This is a genomic window from Caldisericota bacterium, from assembly GCA_034717215.1.
Taxonomy (GTDB): Bacteria; Caldisericota; Caldisericia; order Caldisericales; family Caldisericaceae; genus UBA646.
Window position 1 is genome coordinate 14,988 of sequence record JAYELD010000093.1, and the last position, 19,503, is coordinate 34,490.

Annotated in this window: 18 protein-coding genes; all 18 read right to left on the reverse strand. The window is 36.5% G+C overall.

What is annotated here, in order from left to right; all coding sequences use genetic code 11:
• Positions 1-98 precede the first annotated feature (98 nt).
• Entirely contained in the window at positions 99-1,034 is a 936-nt protein-coding gene (locus U9Q18_03960; protein MEA3313510.1) for an ABC transporter permease, read from the reverse strand.
• A complete protein-coding gene (locus U9Q18_03965) occupies positions 1,031-2,101 on the reverse strand; it encodes an ABC transporter permease (protein ID MEA3313511.1) in 1,071 nt (356 codons plus the stop codon). The genes U9Q18_03960 and U9Q18_03965 overlap by 4 nt, the downstream gene beginning before the upstream one ends.
• Entirely contained in the window at positions 2,088-3,620 is a 1,533-nt protein-coding gene (locus U9Q18_03970; GenBank protein ID MEA3313512.1) for an ABC transporter ATP-binding protein, read from the reverse strand. The genes U9Q18_03965 and U9Q18_03970 overlap by 14 nt, the downstream gene beginning before the upstream one ends.
• Before the next feature lie 72 nt (positions 3,621-3,692).
• Positions 3,693-4,706, reverse strand: coding sequence for a BMP family protein (locus tag U9Q18_03975; protein ID MEA3313513.1), 1,014 nt, complete (start codon positions 4,704-4,706; stop codon positions 3,693-3,695).
• A gap of 27 nt (positions 4,707-4,733) precedes the next feature.
• The gene (locus U9Q18_03980) at positions 4,734-5,966 is read right to left on the reverse strand and encodes an amidohydrolase family protein (protein MEA3313514.1); all 1,233 of its coding nucleotides are present in this window, start codon (positions 5,964-5,966) and stop codon (positions 4,734-4,736) included.
• 22 nt (positions 5,967-5,988) lie between these two features.
• Positions 5,989-6,519 (reverse strand): (2Fe-2S)-binding protein, encoded by a 531-nt coding sequence (locus tag U9Q18_03985; GenBank protein MEA3313515.1) that lies wholly within the window; start codon positions 6,517-6,519, stop codon positions 5,989-5,991.
• The gene (locus tag U9Q18_03990; protein ID MEA3313516.1) at positions 6,519-8,855 is read right to left on the reverse strand and encodes a xanthine dehydrogenase family protein molybdopterin-binding subunit; all 2,337 of its coding nucleotides are present in this window, start codon (positions 8,853-8,855) and stop codon (positions 6,519-6,521) included. The genes U9Q18_03985 and U9Q18_03990 overlap by 1 nt, the downstream gene beginning before the upstream one ends.
• A gap of 213 nt (positions 8,856-9,068) precedes the next feature.
• Positions 9,069-10,415, reverse strand: a complete 1,347-nt coding sequence (gene mnmE / locus U9Q18_03995; protein ID MEA3313517.1) for a tRNA uridine-5-carboxymethylaminomethyl(34) synthesis GTPase MnmE — start codon at positions 10,413-10,415, stop codon at positions 9,069-9,071.
• Entirely contained in the window at positions 10,412-10,861 is a 450-nt protein-coding gene (locus tag U9Q18_04000) for a R3H domain-containing nucleic acid-binding protein (protein MEA3313518.1), read from the reverse strand. Before U9Q18_04000 ends, mnmE begins: the two co-directional genes overlap by 4 nt.
• Position 10,862: 1 nt before the next feature.
• The gene (yidC, locus tag U9Q18_04005) at positions 10,863-11,987 is read right to left on the reverse strand and encodes a membrane protein insertase YidC (GenBank protein MEA3313519.1); all 1,125 of its coding nucleotides are present in this window, start codon (positions 11,985-11,987) and stop codon (positions 10,863-10,865) included.
• A gap of 9 nt (positions 11,988-11,996) precedes the next feature.
• The gene (gene yidD, locus U9Q18_04010) at positions 11,997-12,206 is read right to left on the reverse strand and encodes a membrane protein insertion efficiency factor YidD (protein MEA3313520.1); all 210 of its coding nucleotides are present in this window, start codon (positions 12,204-12,206) and stop codon (positions 11,997-11,999) included.
• Positions 12,203-12,526: a ribonuclease P protein component gene (gene rnpA / locus U9Q18_04015; protein ID MEA3313521.1), complete on the reverse strand. Its 324-nt coding sequence runs from the start codon at positions 12,524-12,526 to the stop codon at positions 12,203-12,205. The genes yidD and rnpA overlap by 4 nt, the downstream gene beginning before the upstream one ends.
• A 1-nt stretch (position 12,527) precedes the next feature.
• Complete coding sequence (gene rpmH / locus U9Q18_04020) at positions 12,528-12,662, reverse strand: 50S ribosomal protein L34 (GenBank protein ID MEA3313522.1); 135 nt, start codon at positions 12,660-12,662, stop codon at positions 12,528-12,530.
• Positions 12,663-12,733: 71 nt separating this feature from the next.
• Positions 12,734-13,291: a DciA family protein gene (locus U9Q18_04025; protein MEA3313523.1), complete on the reverse strand. Its 558-nt coding sequence runs from the start codon at positions 13,289-13,291 to the stop codon at positions 12,734-12,736.
• A complete protein-coding gene (gene recF / locus U9Q18_04030; GenBank protein ID MEA3313524.1) occupies positions 13,288-14,325 on the reverse strand; it encodes a DNA replication and repair protein RecF in 1,038 nt (345 codons plus the stop codon). The genes U9Q18_04025 and recF overlap by 4 nt, the downstream gene beginning before the upstream one ends.
• Positions 14,325-15,440: a DNA polymerase III subunit beta gene (gene dnaN / locus U9Q18_04035; protein ID MEA3313525.1), complete on the reverse strand. Its 1,116-nt coding sequence runs from the start codon at positions 15,438-15,440 to the stop codon at positions 14,325-14,327. The genes recF and dnaN overlap by 1 nt, the downstream gene beginning before the upstream one ends.
• Positions 15,441-15,661: 221 nt before the next feature.
• Positions 15,662-16,972 carry a chromosomal replication initiator protein DnaA gene (dnaA, locus tag U9Q18_04040; GenBank protein ID MEA3313526.1) on the reverse strand — a complete coding sequence of 437 codons (1,311 nt, stop codon included), beginning with the start codon at positions 16,970-16,972 and terminating at the stop codon, positions 15,662-15,664.
• A gap of 249 nt (positions 16,973-17,221) precedes the next feature.
• On the reverse strand, positions 17,222-19,503 hold a 2,282-nt coding region (locus tag U9Q18_04045), incomplete at its 5' end, for a fibronectin type III domain-containing protein (GenBank protein MEA3313527.1).

Below are 19,503 nucleotides of genomic sequence, written 5' to 3' on the forward strand. Positions count from 1 at the left end.
AAAGGAATATTGCAAATTGATAATAATTTTGTAGGAAACAAAAAGAGCTGAATGCTTTACATTCAGCCCTAATCTATCTTTAATCTGACTACTATATATTATTCTCTTCTGTACGGTTTGAGAAGTGCAGAAGGATATGATGCGTTCCTTGCTGTAAAGATAAGCACTACAATTGTAAGGATATATGGCATCATTAAGAAGTACTGGAAAGGAATATTTATGGCAGTTCCCTGTAATCTCAATCCCAGCGCATCGACGCCACCAAATAGAAGTGCTCCCCAAAATATTCTTGAAGGGATCCAGTTAGCAAAGATAACTAATGCTATAGCAACCCATCCTCTTCCCGCAACAATATCAAATATAAACATATTAAATTGTGCAAGAGTAAAGAATGCACCACTCATACCCATCAACGACCCTCCTACCATAAGAGCAATATAACGCATTTTATATACATCTACTCCAACTGCATCTGCAGCTTCTGGATTCTCGCCCACGGATCGCAAAGACAAACCAAATGAAGTTTTAAAGAAAATATATCCGGACACAATAACAAGTATAACGGCAATATACGTTAAAGCATACTGGTTAAATAAGATAGGACCTAAAAATGGTATTTTCCATAACCCAGGGATTTTCAAAGTATCAAATGCTGTGATAGTTGGAGGAATTGTTGGAGAACCAATTATTGCCCTGTACACATAATAAGCAAGACCGCTTGCAAAAATTGTAATACCTAACCCAGAAACATGCTGGTTCAACCCTAATGTTACGGTAAGGAACGCCATAAGCAATCCAAATAAAAGCCCAGAAAGTGTTGCAGCGAATACACCAAGCCATAAACTGTGGGTAAAATAAGTAGTAACAAAACCTGCTAATGCACCGAATATCATGATACCTTCAATTCCAAGATTAAGGATCCCGGAACGCTCAGAAAAAGCTTCTCCTAGCGTTGCAAGTATTAAAGGGGTTGCCATTCTTATCGTAGATGCAAAAAATCCTACCAGAAACGATGATGTAAAGAAATTGTTCATTTTCCCCTCCTGATACTTATTTTATATTCAAATAAAAGCAACATCGCAAGCATAACAATTAGGGTTATCCCTTGAATTACATCTGCAATGTATGGTGGTATACCTACGCTTCTACTCATCATTTGAGCTCCCGTAATAATAACAGAAAAATATATAGCCGCAAATAGCACACCAAAAGGATTAAGTCCTCCAAGCATGGCAATAACTATACCACTGTATCCGTAGCCAGGAGAAAGATTGTGAATAAGATGATAGTGCACTCCAGCAACTTCGCTAACGCCCGCAAGCCCTGCTATTCCACCACTTAGAACTGAAGCAATAATAATAGTTTTTAATGTGTTAATACCAAGAAAATTGGCAGCTTTAGGGTTTGATCCCGTTGCCCTGATCTCAAATCCAAGTTTCGTTTTTTTAACAATAAAATATGCCACAAAAACTACAGCAACAGCAATTAAAAAGCCAATATGTACTCGCGAGCGGGGAATTAATTGCATAAGCTGTGCATTTTCTGCAATATTAACTGACTCTGGGTATTGTGACACTGGATGTCTCCAGGGTCCTTCTAGAATTGCGCTAACAAAATATATCATAATATAGTTCATAAGAAGCGTGGTAACAACATCATCTACTTTAAACTTAGCTTTGAGATAAGCAGGAATAAAAGACCACACTCCACCGCCTACAAATCCTGCAACAATTACAAGTAAAACATAAAAAACTGGAGGAAGATTAAAATTTTGTATACCAACCCATGTAGCAAGCAGTGCTCCTGCATAAAGCTGCCCCTCTGCGCCAATGTTCCAGTATTTTGCAAGAAACGCAATCGATACGGCGATCCCAGTCAAAATAAGCGGAGTTGCCTTAACAAGCATTTCCAAAAATGCAAACTTCGTCCCAAGCCCGCCATAGAAAAGATAATAAAAAGCTGTAAACGGATTTTTCCGGAGGATCAACAAAAAAATAGAAGAAATTGCAAGAGATATAATTACCGCCAGAATTGGCATTAATATTCTAAACCACCATGGAGGAGGTGTTCTTTTTTCCAACTTAAAGCTAATTAGATTCATGGAGACCTCCCATTCTTGTGCCTGTCATCATTAGCCCAAGTTCCTCTATAGTAAGATCTTTCCTGTCCAATATACCCATGATTTCTCCTTCGTACACCACAAGAACTCTATCGCTTAGCATTAGTATTTCATCAAGATCTTCTGATATAAGAAGAATCCCAACGCCATTTGCCCTCGCGCTAAGTAGTTTAGTATGTATATATTCTGCAGCCCCTACATCTAATCCCCGTATTGGCTGAGATGCTATTATAAACTCGGGATTCCTTGAAAGAACTCTTCCAAGTATCACTTTTTGCAAATTGCCACCAGAAAGCGTCCTGGTTGTCGTATAAATACTGGGAGTTTTGACATCATATTCTTTTATTATTCTTTCTGCGAATTCTTTAACTGGAGAATAGTTTACCAAAAATCCACTTGATAATGGCTTTTTGTCATAAGATTCAACCATAAGATTTTCGAATACGGGAAGATCTAATATGAGACCTTCTTCCATCCTGTCTTCTGGAATTCTTCCTATCCCGAGGTTAATAATCTCTTTTGGTTTTTTACCTGTTATTTCTTTGCCTTTAAAAATAATTCTACCGTCTGTATTTTCTCTTACCCCGCAAAGAACACCTTCTAATTCGCGCTGTCCATTACCAGATACCCCTGCTACTCCAAGAATTTCTCCACTTCTCACCTCAAACGATATTCCCTTTAATGCCTCTATTCCTTTATCATTAAGAGCATGCAAATTCTGCGCTATGAGAAGTGGCTCTCCTCTTTCTGAGATTTCTTTTTTCTCAATAATTTCTAGTACTTCCCTTCCAACCATCAATCTCGCAAGTTCTTTCTTAGTTGTATCTTTTTTGTTTTTCTCCCCTGTGAGTATGCCGTTTCTCAAAATAACGATTCTATCGCTTATCTCCATAACTTCACCTAATTTATGTGAAATAAAAACAACGCTTTTCCCTTCTTTTGTTAATAATCTCAACGTATCAAACAAATTTTCTGCTTCTTGTGGAGTCAAAACTGCGGTAGGTTCGTCAAGTATGAGCACATCAATGTTCCGATAAAGTGCTTTTATAATTTCTGCTCGCTGCTTTTCTCCTACGGATAACTGCCAGATTTTTGCATCTGGATTAACCTCTAGTCCATACTTTTTTGATAACGATATAAGGTCTTTTTTTGCTGACTCAAGATCAATTTCTATGCCTTTTGAAGGAGGCAATCCCAGTATAACATTCTCTGTTACAGTGAATGATTTTACTAAAGTAAAATGCTGGTGCACCATACCTATCCCAAGGGATATCGCATCTTTGGGAGACTCTATATCAACCTTTTTACCTTTTACATAGATTTTGCCGCTATCCATAGAATACATCCCGTACAAAATTTTCATTAGAGTTGTTTTGCCAGCGCCGTTTTCTCCAAGAAGAGTTACTACTTCACCTTTATAAATATCAAAATCAATATCATTATTTGCAACTGTATGCAAAAAGGTTTTTCTGATATTTCTCATCTCCACAACTTTTTCCATGCTCACCTCACGCTAATACCAATTGAGCACAGGAAATTTCCTGTGCTCAATTGGTTCTCTGTTAATTACTAATTAGTCTCCTTTTGGAGTTGATTCATCTACTGAAACTCTAAATGTTCCATCTAGAATTTCTTGTTCTTTATTTTTAACCATTTCAATAATATCTGCAGGGAGCGTATCTTCAAAACCATAGAAAGGAGCAAGATAAGCGCCACCTTTGCCCATCATTGACCAATCCTTAAGATCCTGGGCTTGATAAGCTCCGAGTTTAATAGACTCTACCAGGTATTTAACTGTTGGGAACATATTCCAGATAGGTCCGGTAATTACTGTTTCAGGAGCAAGTAAATTTTGATCCTGCATATTACCAATAGCATAAACATCTCTTTCTTTACAGGCATCAATAACACCATATCTTTCTGCATAAAGAACATCTGCTCCAGCATCTATCTGTGCCATTGCAGCTTCTTTTGCCTTTGGTGGATCGAACCAGCATCCAATAAATGAAACCTTTACTTTCACATCCGGATTTACTTCCTTTGCACCTTCTATAAACGCATTTACAATTCTATTTACTTCAGGAACAGGAACACCGCCCACAACACCAAGAATATTAGTTGTTGTAATCTTACCTGCGATCATACCTGCAAGATATGCTGGCTCATGAATCCAATCATCAAATACCGAGAAATTTGGTTCAGCAAGTCCTCCACCAGAACCAAATGCAAAAGCAATTTCCGGATAATCTTTAGCCACTCTTCTTACGGCATCTTCAGCACCAAAAGCATCGCCCATAATAAGGTCGAATCCTTTGTCTGCATATTCTCTCACCACTCTTTCAAAATCAGATGAACTTATATTTTCTGCCCATTCATAATCAACATCAAGCTCATCTCTCGCCTTTAAAAGTGCTTCGTGTATACAACCATCCCATGGTTCTTCAATAGGCGTTGCAAAAATAGAAGCTACTTTTAATTTCGTTTCTTCTGGTTTTTCCTCAGGTGCAGCTTCTGGCGCACAACCAGAAATTACAAGCGCAAGCACCATAAATAACACTAAACCCATTAAAATACTTTTTCTTTTCACGTTCTTCCTCCTTTTTTATTTAACTACTTAAATAAGATACTTTTCACGGTTAACAAGCTTGCCGTGACTTATCACATAGAGAGGCTCATCGTGATTACGTATTGCCTCTCTCACACTGTTTTCCCTTAGCACGACAAAATTTGCCTGTGCTCCTTCTTTTAACATAAAGTTCTTTAGCCCAATTGACTTTGCCGCATCAACAGTAACCATATCATACAGTTTCTCCATATCTTCGCGAGAGGTCATCCACAATATGTGAGAAGAAAGAAATACTACTTCTAATAAATTGTTTCTGCCATATGGATAATATGCATCTGATATGTCGTCCTGCCCAAGAACTACAAGCACTCCAGCATCAAGAAGCTCTCTAATGCGAGCATGTAAAGGACCTGTATGAGGGTCACTTACAACTCCCATCTCTGCCTTTTTTAAAAGAGCAATGACTTTCTGTAAATAAGGACCTGGATACATTGACATCGCTCTTGCATGGTGTGCAAGGCTTCTACCAAAACGATTTTCTTGAATCGTTTTTACAGCAAGCATTTCCAGTGTTCTAAGGCCTGGGTCTCCTGCATCATCTACAAGCATAGAAATATCCTTATCATATTTGTTGGCAATTTCAAACATTGCATCAATGTGAGTTTGCTCGTCCTCTTCGGTAAACTCTATCCAGGGTATTCCGCCAACAACATCTGCTCCCATTTTTATTGCTTCTTCGATAAGTTCTTTTGCACCGAATTCTCTTACAACTCCATCCTGAGGGAACGCAACAATTTGCAATTCCACTACATCTTTAAACTCTTCTTTTGCCTTTAGTAACGCTTTAATTCCTTCAAGTTTAGCCTTGTTATCAACATCTGCAAATGCTCTAATATGGGTTACCCCGTTCAATGCTGCAAGTTTCATTGAACGCCTCACATTTTCGATAATCCACTCCTCGGCATATTTTTCCTTAATCTTGGAAGCCAACTCAATAGCGTTCATTGCTTTACCCATACCTGCTTCGTGATAATCTTTAAGTGCTTCTTCATCCATCATTTCAAGGGTATATACTTTACACAGGTGAAGGTGTGTATTTATAAACGACTCTGTTGCCAGTTTTCCACTTGCATCAATTTCCTTTTCACCTTTTCCGCTTAACTTCTCTCCTATGCTTGTGATTAGTCCGTCTTTAACGCCAATATCCACAAGTGTTTCGGAAAGTCCTCTTGTACGTGCATTTCGCACTACAAGGTCAAATTCTTTTACTTCTCCTTCCATCAAATTATTTCTCCTCCTTTCTTTATTCCTTCATATATTCTCTTGCAAGTTTTGCTGCTCTTTCAAAATCTTTTTTATCCTGTTTCGCATAACTTTCATTTTTTTGTACAAGTTTTGCTGCATTAAAAATAGATTCGTAACCCGTGCACCTGCAAAGATGTTTACTAAGAACCTCTTTTAGCCTGTCGTTAGAAACATCAGGCTCTTTACTAAATAAAGCGTATAATTCCATAACAATCCCTGGTGTACAAAACCCGCACTGCACTGCATTTGCATCCACAAATGCCTGCTGGATGGGGTGTAGTTTTTTCCCGTTAGCCAAGCCCTCTATTGTAAGAATATTTGCTCCTTCGAGTGTTTTAAATAAAACCTTACAGCTCCTAACAGCTTCTCCGCTTACAACTACCGTACAAGCACCGCAAACCCCGTAGCCACAACCAAACTTTGTTCCCGTAAGGCCCATTCTGTCTCTTAGAACATAAAGAAGTGTATCACCTTCTTCAAAATAAATTGTTTCTTTTTTTCCGTTCAGCATAAGTGTGATATTTTTCATTACCGCACCTCCGTGTCTCCATCAATTACAGCTTTAATCTTATCTGGTGTAAGCGGGATTTCGTAGAAATCATAACCAATTGCATCGTAGATTGCATTCAATATGGCAGGAGCTACTCCCACCATTGGATGTTCTCCTATTCCTCGTGCTCCAAATGGCCCTATTTCATCATGAGTTTCTACAAACTCTATCGTCTGTTTCCCGGGCATATCATAAATTGTTGGCAGTTTATACTGCAACAGGTTGGCATTAACTAATTTTCCGTTTTTATCAAATTTTATTTCTTCCATAAGAGTCTCGCCAATACCCATAACAACACCGCCTACAACCTGCCCTCTGGCATTAGAGGGGTTTATTACTCTCCCTATGTCAATAGAGGTAGCAAAGTTATCAATAATAACCTTACCCGTTTTCTTTTCGATCCGAAGTTCACACCCTTGAACCCCCATTGTATAACTCACGCCTGTCCTTCCCATTCCAGTTTCTGGATCTGGATTTTGAGCACCTGGCAATCTAAAATCGCTTGACACCTGAACAACATCACCAATTGTTGTTCCGTCTTTCGTAATATAACCACGGCAAATCTTGCTGACAGGAACTTTTACATCTGGATATGATCTGTCATAAACATAATTACCGTCATATTCAAGCACACCAACATCCCTATGCAGTACTAAAGCCGCATTTTTCTTCAACATCTCGATTGCTTTATTTGCAGCTTTTATTATGGCGTTACCTCCCTGGAATGTAAACATGGACCCCACTGTTTGCCACTCCCATGGCGAAAATTGTGTATCAATTTCGTTGTAAACTCTAACTTTTTCTAATGGCAGTTTTAATGCTTCTGCAGCAATCTGCCTTACAAGGATAAAGAGCCCTTGCCCGACATCAGCACCAGCCATATTAACAGAAACACTTCCATCAACATTAAATTTTATATGGCATCCTTTGGCTGCAAATGTTGGAGCCTTTGGAGATTTAATCAGCCCAGCAATACCTCTTCCATAGTAATAATTTTCATCTTCTTTTGGTTTTTCTTTGTAAAATATCGCTCTTTCCACATTATCAATACATTTATACAGGTTCCCATCACTCTTCTTCATCGTTTCCCCTACAACGTTTGATTTACCTACAGAAAGAAAATTTTTCTTTCTGATATCAATCGGAGACATATGTAATTTGCGAGCAACAATATCCACAAGACGCTCAAGAGCAAACTGTATTTCAGGATGTCCGTAGGCTCGCAACGCTCCAACTGGTGGGGTATTTGTATAAACAGAGTATCCAGTTACGTCAGCATTAGGAAATTCGTAAACTCCGCTCGCAGATTGTGTTGCAACGATTAATACATTCGATCCTGTATCTGCGTATGCCCCCGTAGATAAGTACAGTTTTGCTTCCATGGCAGTAAATGTGCCATTTTTCTTTGCTCCAATTTTCATTTTTGTTCTTATGCCTCGTCCTAAAAACGTACTTGTAAAATCTTCCTGTCTTGAGACTTTCAATTTTATTGGATGCCCAGGAGCAAAGCTTGCGATATATGCAATAAGCGGACCTAACGAAGGATCGGATTTATAACCAAAACACCCTCCTATGTATGGCACATGAACCCTCACATCACTTATAGGAAGATCAAATAAATTTGCAACTTCCTCTCTTACGGCAAAAGATCCCACATTGGATGTCCAAATTTCAATTGTATTATCCATTCTGAAGAGAGCTATTGCGCCATGTACTTCAATGGCTGCCGATGACATAAGCGGAAAATTAAACTCTCTTTCTACTACAACGTCTGCCTCTTTAAATCCTTTGACAGCATCACCTTTTTTTATCCTATAATGCACAGCAATGTTTGTTTTTGGTATTGGTTCATAAAGAGGAGATACATGAAAATATTCATCACTATTTTCATGTATAAGGCATGCATCCTCTTTGATTGCTTCCATTGCATTTGTGTAGACTGGAAGTGGTTCATATTCAACTTTTATTTTTTTAAGTGCCTCTCGTGCATGTTTTTCAGTATCAGCTACAACTGCTGCCACTGCATCGCCAATATGACGAACTTTATCCACAGCCATAGGCATCATATCTTTTATACAATCACCATAATGTTTTTTCCATTCCTTACCTGTTATAACTTTATACACGCCAAGCATTTTTTCAGCTTCTACTGTATCGATAGATAAAATCTTAGCGTGAGCATATTTTGGACGTAATATTTGAGCATGAAGCATCCCGGGAAGCTTGATGTCATCAATGAATATAGCCTCCCCGGTTACTCTCTCTAAGACATCAGGGCGATATTTAACATCTTTGCCAATATGTTTAAGGCTCATTTGGTCCACCTTCCCGAAGCATTTTGAATTTGAATATAAATTTATTATATATAAAAAAATTGCGCAGTCAAGGAAATTAATCACACCTTTTTAATAAGACCAAAGAAACAGAGCAAATAGACGCTAAATAAAAAGCGTCTATTTATTTCAATTAGAAAGCTTATGTAAAAACCAGCGTAAAAACTAGATTTAGCAAACATAGATACTAAAAAACTATTTACCTATACAAAAACGCGAAAAAATTGTATCAAGAATTTCCATTGAAACTTCTTCTCCAGTGAGTATTCCAAGCAAAATAATTGCTTCTTTTAGTTCTTCCGAAACAAGTTCGTTTCTGCCTGAGATTACAAGCTCTTTTGCCTTTTTAAGATGCTTGACTGCATCCTTTAAACAGTTCTTTTCTCTCTCTGTTGTGATAAGGGAAGTCTCTATCTCTTTGGGAAGGATTTTATCATAGATTATCTGTTCAAGAACCTTAATGCCTTTCTTTTTAAGCGCAGAAATTTGAATAATATCTTCATTATTAAATAAACTTTTTAGCTCTTTTATTGTAAGTCTCGCAGGAAGATCTGTTTTATTTAATACAATAATACGATCCTTTCCGTCTGTAAGTTTGGCAAATTTTTTGTCTTCTGCCGTAAGCATTTCACTTGCATCAAACATAAAAAGTATAATATCTCCCCGTTGAATTGCTTTTACGCTTCTTTCTTTCCCTAAAACTTCAATAACCTCTTTGGTTTCTCTTACTCCTGCCGTATCGATAAATCGAACAGGAATACCAAAAAAATCTATCATCTCTTCTACCGTATCCCTTGTTGTCCCCGGAATTTCACTAACAATGGCTCTATCGAATTTTAAAAGAGCATTAAGCAGTGTAGATTTCCCAACATTTGTCCTTCCTGCAATCACAACCTTTGTCCCTTCTTCAATTCTTTTTCCTGTTTTGTATGTTGAAAGAAGCGATTTGATGAGATTAAGAACATCGGTAATCTGCTTATCAAGTTGGCCAGTACTTAGTGTCTCTACATCAAATGGAAAATCTATTGCTCCCTCTATGGCTGAGATAGTATAAAGTAACCTCTTTTTTATCTCGAATATCTTATCGCTTATTCCACCAAAAAGTCTGCCTGATGCAACCTTTAACGCCTTCTCTGTTTTTGCTTCAATCAATTCAATTACTGCTTCAGCTTCAATAAGATCTAGCTTGTCATTAAGAAAAGCACGCTTTGTAAATTCTCCTCTTTCCGCAAGACGTGCACCAAGTCGAATGAGGATTTTAACCACTAACTCAAGATTCTTTACTCCGCCATGCATCTGAATTTCCAAAACATCCTCTCCCGTATAGGAATGTGGGGATTTAAAGTAAATGGCAATACCTGTATCGATACGCTCTTTCGTAATTGGATTAAAAATATACCCATTATAAACTGTTCTGGGGCTTTTAATAGTTGTAGAAAAAACTTTCTGCCCTATAAAAAAAGTGGTGGGACCTGAAAGCCTCACCACTCCTATCCCGCCCAAACCTTTTGGCGTAGAAATTGCTACAATTGTATCATTCACTTTTTTAAATCAACTACAACATGCCTTCTTGGCTCTTTCCCCTCACTATGTGTCCAAATATTAGGATAGTTATGCAGAGCCATATGAATAGTTTTTCTAGCAGAGGCAGACATCGGTTTAAGAGAAACAGGCTCCTTTAATCTCTTTGCACGTAGTGCTGCATTTAAGGCAACAGTCTTAAGCATTTCTATTTGTCTCGACTTGTACCCATTAATATCTAACATAACCATTGGAAAATTTCTATCCTCTTTGTGTGCATATATATTCAATATATACTGAAGGGAACGCAGAACAATCCCTTCTTTCCCTATAAAGAGTCCTGGATTAGAAAGTCCTTCTATGTTAACATAGAAGTTTCCATATTTTTTTTCTATAACAACGGACGGATTTTCCTCTGCCGCCTTAAAAAAACTTTCAAGAAAATTGTTTATTTCTCGTTCTTCCATATTATTTTTCTTCTTTGCCTTTTTTAGGAATTTCCTGTGTTGCTCGTGCAAGATGCTTTAAAATATATAGTTGTTCTCCCGCCTGAACAAATGAGAATGTAATCCAGTAGAGAAGCAGTGATGGAGACCACTTAATCGACCATACTGCAAAAATAACCGGCAAGAAATACATCATCATTTTCATGTTCTGGTCTTGCACCTGTCCTGGCATTTGTGAAGTTTTGCTCTGAACAAACATAGAAACAAGAACAAGTACTGACATAATGTAATATGTATCAGGAGTATTTAAATTACTAAGCCAGAGGAAACGCTCAAGGTTAAACGGTGCATAATTAGTAAGCGAACCAAATAAAACAAGAAGCAGCGGCCACTGCACAAGTAGCGGTAGACACCCTCCAAACATACTCACATTATGCTCTTTATAGAGTTTCATTGTTTCTTGGTTTGCTTTTTGAGGGTCACCTTTATACTTCTTTTGAATCTTTTTAATTTCAGGCTGGAGTTTTGTCATTCCTGCAGTAGATTTAAATTGTTTTTTTGTTAACGGGTGTGTAAGAAGCTTAAGCAACAACGTAACAAGAATAATAGCAAGTCCGTAATTATAAGTAAACTTGTGTAAAAATTCAATAGTGTCTCTCATAGCCTTATAAAATTTATTCGGAGCAACAAGACCGATGATCCCATTCTTTGTGATTGTTTGTAATAATGCGCCGTTATTATCCTTATAACTCACCTGGACTGTCACAGGGTATGCTCTCGCATCAATATAATCGTAAGAAGTAATTGTAAATGTAGCTGTTACCGCTTTCCCAGATTCAATAATAGCAGTGTTGGCTATTTCTTTTACATCGACTTCTCTTGTCCCCTTCCATAATTCAAAGGGTGATAGGTCAGAACGGTTGTCAATTGAAATAAGTTTTACTTTCACATCAGAAATAAAATCAGTTGTATTGTTCGTAATACGGACTGAAAGAGGAATATTTTCCATAGGCCTTCCTCTCCCTGCAATTTGTACAATCACACCAGATTCAGTCACATCCGGAAAACTTACTCCACCAGCACATCCTGTAATAAAAATTGAAAACATAAGCATTCCAATTAAAATTAAAAATACTTTCTTTTTCATGTATCCTCCTTATGGGACAGGGTCGTTTCCTCCAGGGAAAAAAGGATTACATCGCAAAACTCTTTTTACTGCAAGCCATCCACCCCTCTTTACCCCATATTTTTCAACTGCTTGAACTGCATAATCAGAGCAAGTCGGGATAAAACGGCATGTCGGTGGTTTTAACGGTGAAATATAACGTCTATAAAATTTAAGAGCGAAGAGTAAAAAAGTTTTCATTCCTTACACTCCTTTCTTAAAATCCCTGACAAATCTATTAAAACATCCTGCATTTTAACAGTTGTTATACTTTTCTTTGCAACAATGACATAACTTCTATCCTTCAATAGTTTATCCTCAATTTTTAAAAACGATTCTCTCATTAATCGTTTCGCTCTATTCCGCTCTACAGCATTCCCTACTTTTTTAGATGTAATAAATCCAACTTTCCCTTGTGTTCGATTCGAAACAAACACAACAACAAAATGCCCAAAGTATTTCTTTGAGTTTTCCAGTACATCTTTAAAGTCTTTCCCTTTAAGCCTTTCCCACAATTTCAATCTATACTGAAAGCTTTATCCTGCTTTTTGTTCTTCTTCTGTTTAAAATTCTTCTGCCGCCAGGCGATTTCATCCTTTTCCTGAATCCCAAATGTCTGGCACGTTTCTTATTATGCGGTTTATAATTTATCCTCATAAAAACCTCCTTAAAATTTCACATCTTACTATATCAAAACTTTAATAATAGTCAACCATTTTTTCTCCAGTTTAGTCCTTCATCTTGCAAACAGGGCAAAGTGGGCCCTCGCCTTTAAACAAAGTACCACATTTCTTGCACATCTTATACCCTAACTGTCCTTTTAACCTCTCATTTTTTTTATAAAAGGTAAGTAGTTCAACATATTTCTCTTTAAGCTCTTTCTCGACCTTTAACCTATCCGCTACAGATTTTACCCAATCAATGTCGCTTTGTGTAAGTTTTATATCCTGATAAGAAAGATATTCATCTTCTTTGGTTCTTTCCCTTACCTTCTTTTGTATTTGTGATACTAATTTAAATTTAATATTTTTGATTGGTGAATCTGGGATACTTTCGTTAATTTTCTTTAGTATATCCGTTTTCATGAATGTAAGTTCTCGCATAAATAATGGGCTTATCACTCCTATAAAAATTGTATTTTCTTTATAAAAAATAGGCGTTGTATAGTTGGAAAGTTTTTCACCAACAATCTCGCCCCACTTTAAAAGCGCAAGATTTCCTTTAATTTTGACATAAATTTGCTTTTTTTGAAGAACGCTGTCTAAAATATATTTAAGAGTATTCATAATGAAATAATCTTTGCTTTATCGAGTACGGCCTCAGGAATAATATTTAAATTCAGGGTTGTTAAAAATATTTGTCCATCTTCTGTCATTCTTAAAACATTGTCGCGGCGTGTTTCATCAAGATCAGAAAAAAAATCATCCATTAAAAGTATTGGTTCTTCCCCTCTTTTCTCTTTAATAGATTCCTTTTCTACAAAGCGCATTGCAAAGGCTATACTATATGCCTCGCCTAAAGAACTAAACTCTCTTGCCTGGATGCCATCCATTAAAATTTCTAATTCATCAAGGTGCGGCCCAAAAAGTGTTCGTTTCCTTTGTATTTCGGTATTTTCCATCCCATTCTTTAATAACTTTTCTGTTGGAGATGGGTTATAAATAAACTCTATTTTTACATTTTTATTAGAAATTTTATAAAAGTTTTTTTGTACAATATCATTAAGTGAGGAAACAACTTCTTTTCTCTTCTGCTGTATTACTCGTCCTACCGGAATAATCTTATTGGATAAAATAGACAAGAGTTCTCTAGATATAGCCGTACTTTTAAGTACGGCGTTTCTTTGGTATAAAAGAGTATAATAATTCGATAATTCGGAATAATATGTGGAATCCGTAAAAATTAACCAGTGGTTTAAAAAATTTCTCCTTTTTTTAGGACCGCCTTTTATAATATCCACTACTTTATAATTTAGAAAAATAACTGGAAGCATTCCTATAATTTCAAAAAATCCTTTTGCTTTTTTATAGTTTAACTGTATTTCTTTTTTTCCATTTCCAATTAAAATATCGATATTTTTTTCCCTTAAGCTATCCTGAAAAATAAGGGAGATAAAAAAATACTGTTTATTAAAACTCACACAATTTAACAGATGGCTAGTAATAAAGGATTTCCCTGAAGATGCTAAATATATCGACTCAAGTATTGTTGTTTTCCCAGTACTGTTTTTCCCAGTAATAATATTAAAAAGGGGAGAAAAATTAAACTCGCTTTTTTCAAAAGACCTAAAATTCTCAATATGAAGAGAACTAATTTCCATTAAATTGTTGTAGTCTTCTTTTGCGGCATAATAATATAAAGATATAAATCATCACTTTTACCCTTAATTTTAATGGGATGTAAGGGACTGTTCATTTCAAACACTACTATATCATCATTTATGTGGGTTATGCCGTTAATTAGTTTTTCTCCATGAAGTATTATAGAAAGTTCTGCGGTTCCCTCAAATTTGACACTCTCTTTTCCCTCACTTATTTCTGGTAGCACAGCCTCTATATTTAGATTGCCTGCTGAAAATGTTAAAACTATTTTCTTTGTGCTACTTCTTGCAAGTACTTCTACTCTATCTAAAGCAGGTAAGAGTTCATCTTTACGCACTTCTGCGTAAAATTCATCTTCTCTGGGAATAATAGCTTCATAGGGAGGGAATGAGCCGTTTATAAGTAAGGATATAATATTAATATTGGGTGTATTAAAAGAAATTTGGTTTTTATTAGATATAATATCAATAATTTCTTCTTTTATTTCAACTTTATTTAAAATATCCAACGCTTTCCATGGGATAATAAATAATTCCTCTTGAACCCCCTCAACTGGAAAGTTACTAAATGCAAGACATGTACTATCTGTAGCTACAAATCTAAGATTATTATCTTTAGAATCAAATAGTATTCCCTTGAACTCCTTTCTGCTTTCTTCTCTTTTAGATGCAGCAAATATTGTATTTTCAGTAAGTTTTTTTAGTATTTTCATAGGAATAGTTATCTTTATTTTTTCCTCTATTTCTGGAAGAAGAGCAAACGCATTTGCGTTAAAACAATTAAATTTATACTCTGACGTTCTCTGTTTTATTACACCCTTATCACTACTAACTAAAATTTCTGTCTGTTCTTCATTATTAAACTTTGAAATTATTTCTCTTAGTAAAGCAAATGGTAATACTGTTTCTTTGGGTTCGTCAGGTTCAATTTCTACATTTCCCTTAACCGTATTTTTAATTCCCTGCTCAAGGTTTGTAGTAATAAAAGTAATATTGTTACCATTAATGCGTATCAGTACGTTACTTAGAATAGGGTCTATTGATTTGGGAGAAATTACTTTTCCCACATTGTTTAAGGCTGTCAAAAATTCCTTATTTAGTAGTTTTATTTTCATCTTATCCACTCCTTTATTTTTATTATTTTACTCTTTAATATTTAAAATATAATAATAGTAATAATAATGTGCTGCATTATGTGTAAATGTTTATTCTATATAGGTTTTTATTAAAAAATGCTGTTTATATGTTTGTTGGTAAGTTTTAATCTTTTCAACACTATCAACAGGATAAAACTTATCCACAAAAAAAATTATCTTTTCTACATAGTTTTCCACAGTTAATTCCCAGTTTTAATTTTTTTTGTAATATCTTCTATTAATGCTTTCATCGTCTCTTGTTTTTCAGCTTCTTTTCCTATCTTAGCGCAAGCATGCATTACTGTAGTATGGTCTCTTCCACCAAAGGAACTTCCAATCAACGGTAAAGAGGAATCTGTAAGTTGTCTTGCAAGGTACATTGCAATTTGTCTTGGTATTACAATATCCTGTGATCTTTTTCTTTCATCTAATGCGGCTCCAGGGGTATTGAAATATTCCGAAACAACTTTTTTAATCCTCTTTATTGTAATAGGTTCGTTGTTAGTCTGAATTACGCTTGATAATATTTTTGTTGCAAACGAAAGAGTAATTTCTTCATTTGTCAACGATGCAGATGCAACTAACCTGACTAATGCTCCCTCTAATTCACGGATATTGGAAAAGATGTTCTTTGCTGTATAAAAAAGAACGTCATCGGGCACGCTAATATTTTCTAGCTCTGCTTTCTTTTTTAAGATTGCCACCCTTGTTTCAAAGTCTGGAGGCTGTATATCGGCTACAAGACCCCATTCAAAACGGGTTAAAAGCCTTTCCTGGAGGGTTGCTATTTCTTTTGGAAGACAATCGGATGTAATCACGACCTGTTTGCCTGCATCGTGTAATGAATTAAATGTATGAAAAAATTCTTCTTGTGTGCGTTCTTTACCTGCAAGGAATTGAATATCATCAATAAGCAATACGTCTACAGAACGGTACTGTTTGTGAAAACGGTCTATCAGCTGGCTGTTGCTACGCGCATTTTGGATAGCATAAATTACTTCGTTTGTAAATTTTTCTGTGGTAGTATAAATGATTTTCAAGTCACTAAAGTTTTTTAATAAGTAATGAGAAATTGCCTGCAAAAGGTGTGTTTTCCCCAGACCTACTCCTCCATATATATATAAAGGGTTATATGCTGTACCCGGGTTTTTGGCTACAGCCGTAGAGGCTGCATAAGCGAGCTTGTTCCCACCTCCAACAACAAAGTTTTCAAAAGAGTAGCGCTTTTTTAGAGTCAAGTTATTAATAACGATTTTCTGCGGAGGCTCTTCCCCCCTTTTTCCCACAACAATTTCTACTTTTACATCTTTATTTTTTAACCCCGAAAGGGTACTTTCGATGAGAGATTTGTATTTTGTTTCCAGCCATTCTTTTACAAACTCCGATGGAGCATTTAGTGTAACTGTGTTAGCTGTTTCTTTTTCAAGTTCAACTTTGCGAAACCATGTTTCAAATGTTGGCACACTAAGATGTTCTTTTAATTCGTTTAATGCTTTTTTCCATATATTCATATATACCCCATCCCTTTAGTTACATTTTATTATACAGGTAAGTGGAAAAAAATAAACATCTCTAAAAATTTATTAAATAAAATTTTTTTCTTACTGTTTTTAAAAATAATGATAATAAAATTATTTAGTTTTCTCTTTCTGGTTTAAATTTGTAAAATTATTTTCCGAAGTTTAAAAAGTAAAGTTTTAATGAAAAAAGGCGCGGGGTTTTCCCCGCGCCTTTAAGGCTTATAAATCTTTTTTAATTAATTACGGTTTTGGGTAGGTTATTTTTATTTCTCTTCTAACTCCTTCCCATTCTACAAGGCAACCAAGATTTTCTGTAACAAATCGGATTGGGAGCATTGTTCTATCATTTATAATGATTGGTTTCACATTGTGATTATCGTTATCTATCCATTCCCCCGTTCCATTGACTTTTGCCTTTGGATTATCTATCCATAGTTCAATTATTGTACTTTTAAAATTTATTGTAACTTTTCTTGCTGTTCCATCCCAGCTGATCGCTCCCCCTAAACCTTCAACAATTGCTCTAATCGGGACAACTGTTCTTGACCATTCTGTAATAATAACGGGCTTTGTACCTCTACCCGGGTCTATTTCCTGTTCCACTTCATTTATATACATATTAGGATTATCAATGTACAAGCGTATTATTATCTGTTCTATTTTAGGTGGAGTTGTAGCAGAAACTTCATTAGAATAGTCAGAGAACCCCAGAGAGCTATATGCCCTTACCCTGTAATAATAAGTTGTGTTGGGTAGAAGGAATATATTGTCGTAGGAAGTAATGTCAGTCCCAACGGTTGCAAGAACAGAATATGTCCCACCAGCTTCTTTTCTTTCTATCTTAAACCCATCTTCATTATCACTGTTATCTGTCCAGGTTAATGATATTTCACTGCTGCTTTCAGCTGTTGCTGAAAGCCCGATTGGAGCAGAAGGAACGGTTCCACATACGGGAGTTGTAATAGTAGTTTCATTTGAATAAGCCGAGTCACCAATACTATTTGTTGCTTTTACTCTATAATAGTATGTCGTTTCGGCAGATACAGATGTGTCTGAATAAGATTCAGTATCAGGAGCAAGTGAAGTTTCAATTGCCGAATACGTTCCACCGGCTTCTTTTCTCTCTATAATATAATTTTCTTCATTGTCAGCGTTGTCAGTCCAGTTTAGTGAGATTTCGTTACAGGAAGCTGCTGCCAGTAAAAGTGAAGTTGGTGCGGCTGGTGCTGTACCCGCTGCGGGTGTTGTAGCATGTGCTTCATCAGAATAGACAGAATCTCCGATTGTGTTGTATGCTCTTATTCTATAGTAGTATGTCGTTTCAGGAGAGACTGTTGTATCAGAATATGTCGTTGCATCTGCCAAAGCCGTATCAATCTCGGCAAATGTCCCACCAGCTTCTTTTCTTTCTATCTTAAACCCATCTTCATTATCACTGTTATCTGTCCAGGTTAATGATATTTCACTGCTGCTTTCAGCTGTTGCTGAAAGCCCGATTGGAGCAGAAGGAACGGTTCCACATACGGGAGTTGTAATAGTAGTTTCATTTGAATAAGCCGAGTCACCAATACTATTTGTTGCTTTTACTCTATAATAGTATGTCGTTTCGGCAGATACAGATGTGTCTGAATAAGATTCAGTATCAGGAGCAAGTGAAGTTTCAATTGCCGAATACGTTCCACCGGCTTCTTTTCTCTCTATAATATAATTTTCTTCATTGTCAGCGTTGTCAGTCCAGTTTAGTGAGATTTCGTTACAGGAAGCTGCTGCCAGTAAAAGTGAAGTTGGTGCGGCTGGTGCTGTACCCGCTGCGGGTGTTGTAGTATTTGTAACATTAGATGATGTTGATTCATTGGAACCATTCCTTACCTTAATTAAGAACCAGTACTGTGTCTCGGGAGAAAGACTCGAAACGGTTAAATTAGATGCAGTTGCGGTAAATGCTCCTATACCGGAGAAAGATGAGCCATCTGTACTTTCACTTGCCACAATTTGTACTGCGTTTGAATCGACCGGATGGTCCCAATCAAGCCTTATAGAAGTTGAAGAAAGTGCTGTTGCGGTAAGCCCTGTTGGTGGTGCAAGAGCATATGCGATTTTTGTTACACCTGATGTGGAAACCCCGCTTGCATTATAAGCCATTACCTTGTATGTATGTGCTCTGTAATCCGGTACTGTAATTGACGTGCTGAGTGTGTTGTTATTGGTTATTGTTTTAACGACTGTCCAGAGTAAGAACATACCTGTGCTTTTCTCATAAATTTTATATCCGGCGCATTGTTTGGTATGATTCCACGTCATGTAAACGGTTTTTCCGATAGCATTAGCCGTGAAACTTGTTGGTGGGGCAGAATAAGTAAGCAATGTAGCAGAGGAAGATCCTAGTGAATAATCATCGTAAGTACTGTCATCTCTCCTTGCTCGCACCCAGTAGACATATGTTGTATTTGGTTGCGCCGTTGTATCAACCCAAGAAGTTTTAGTCCAGGGTACTGTTGCTATAGGGGTTAGCGCAAAACCTC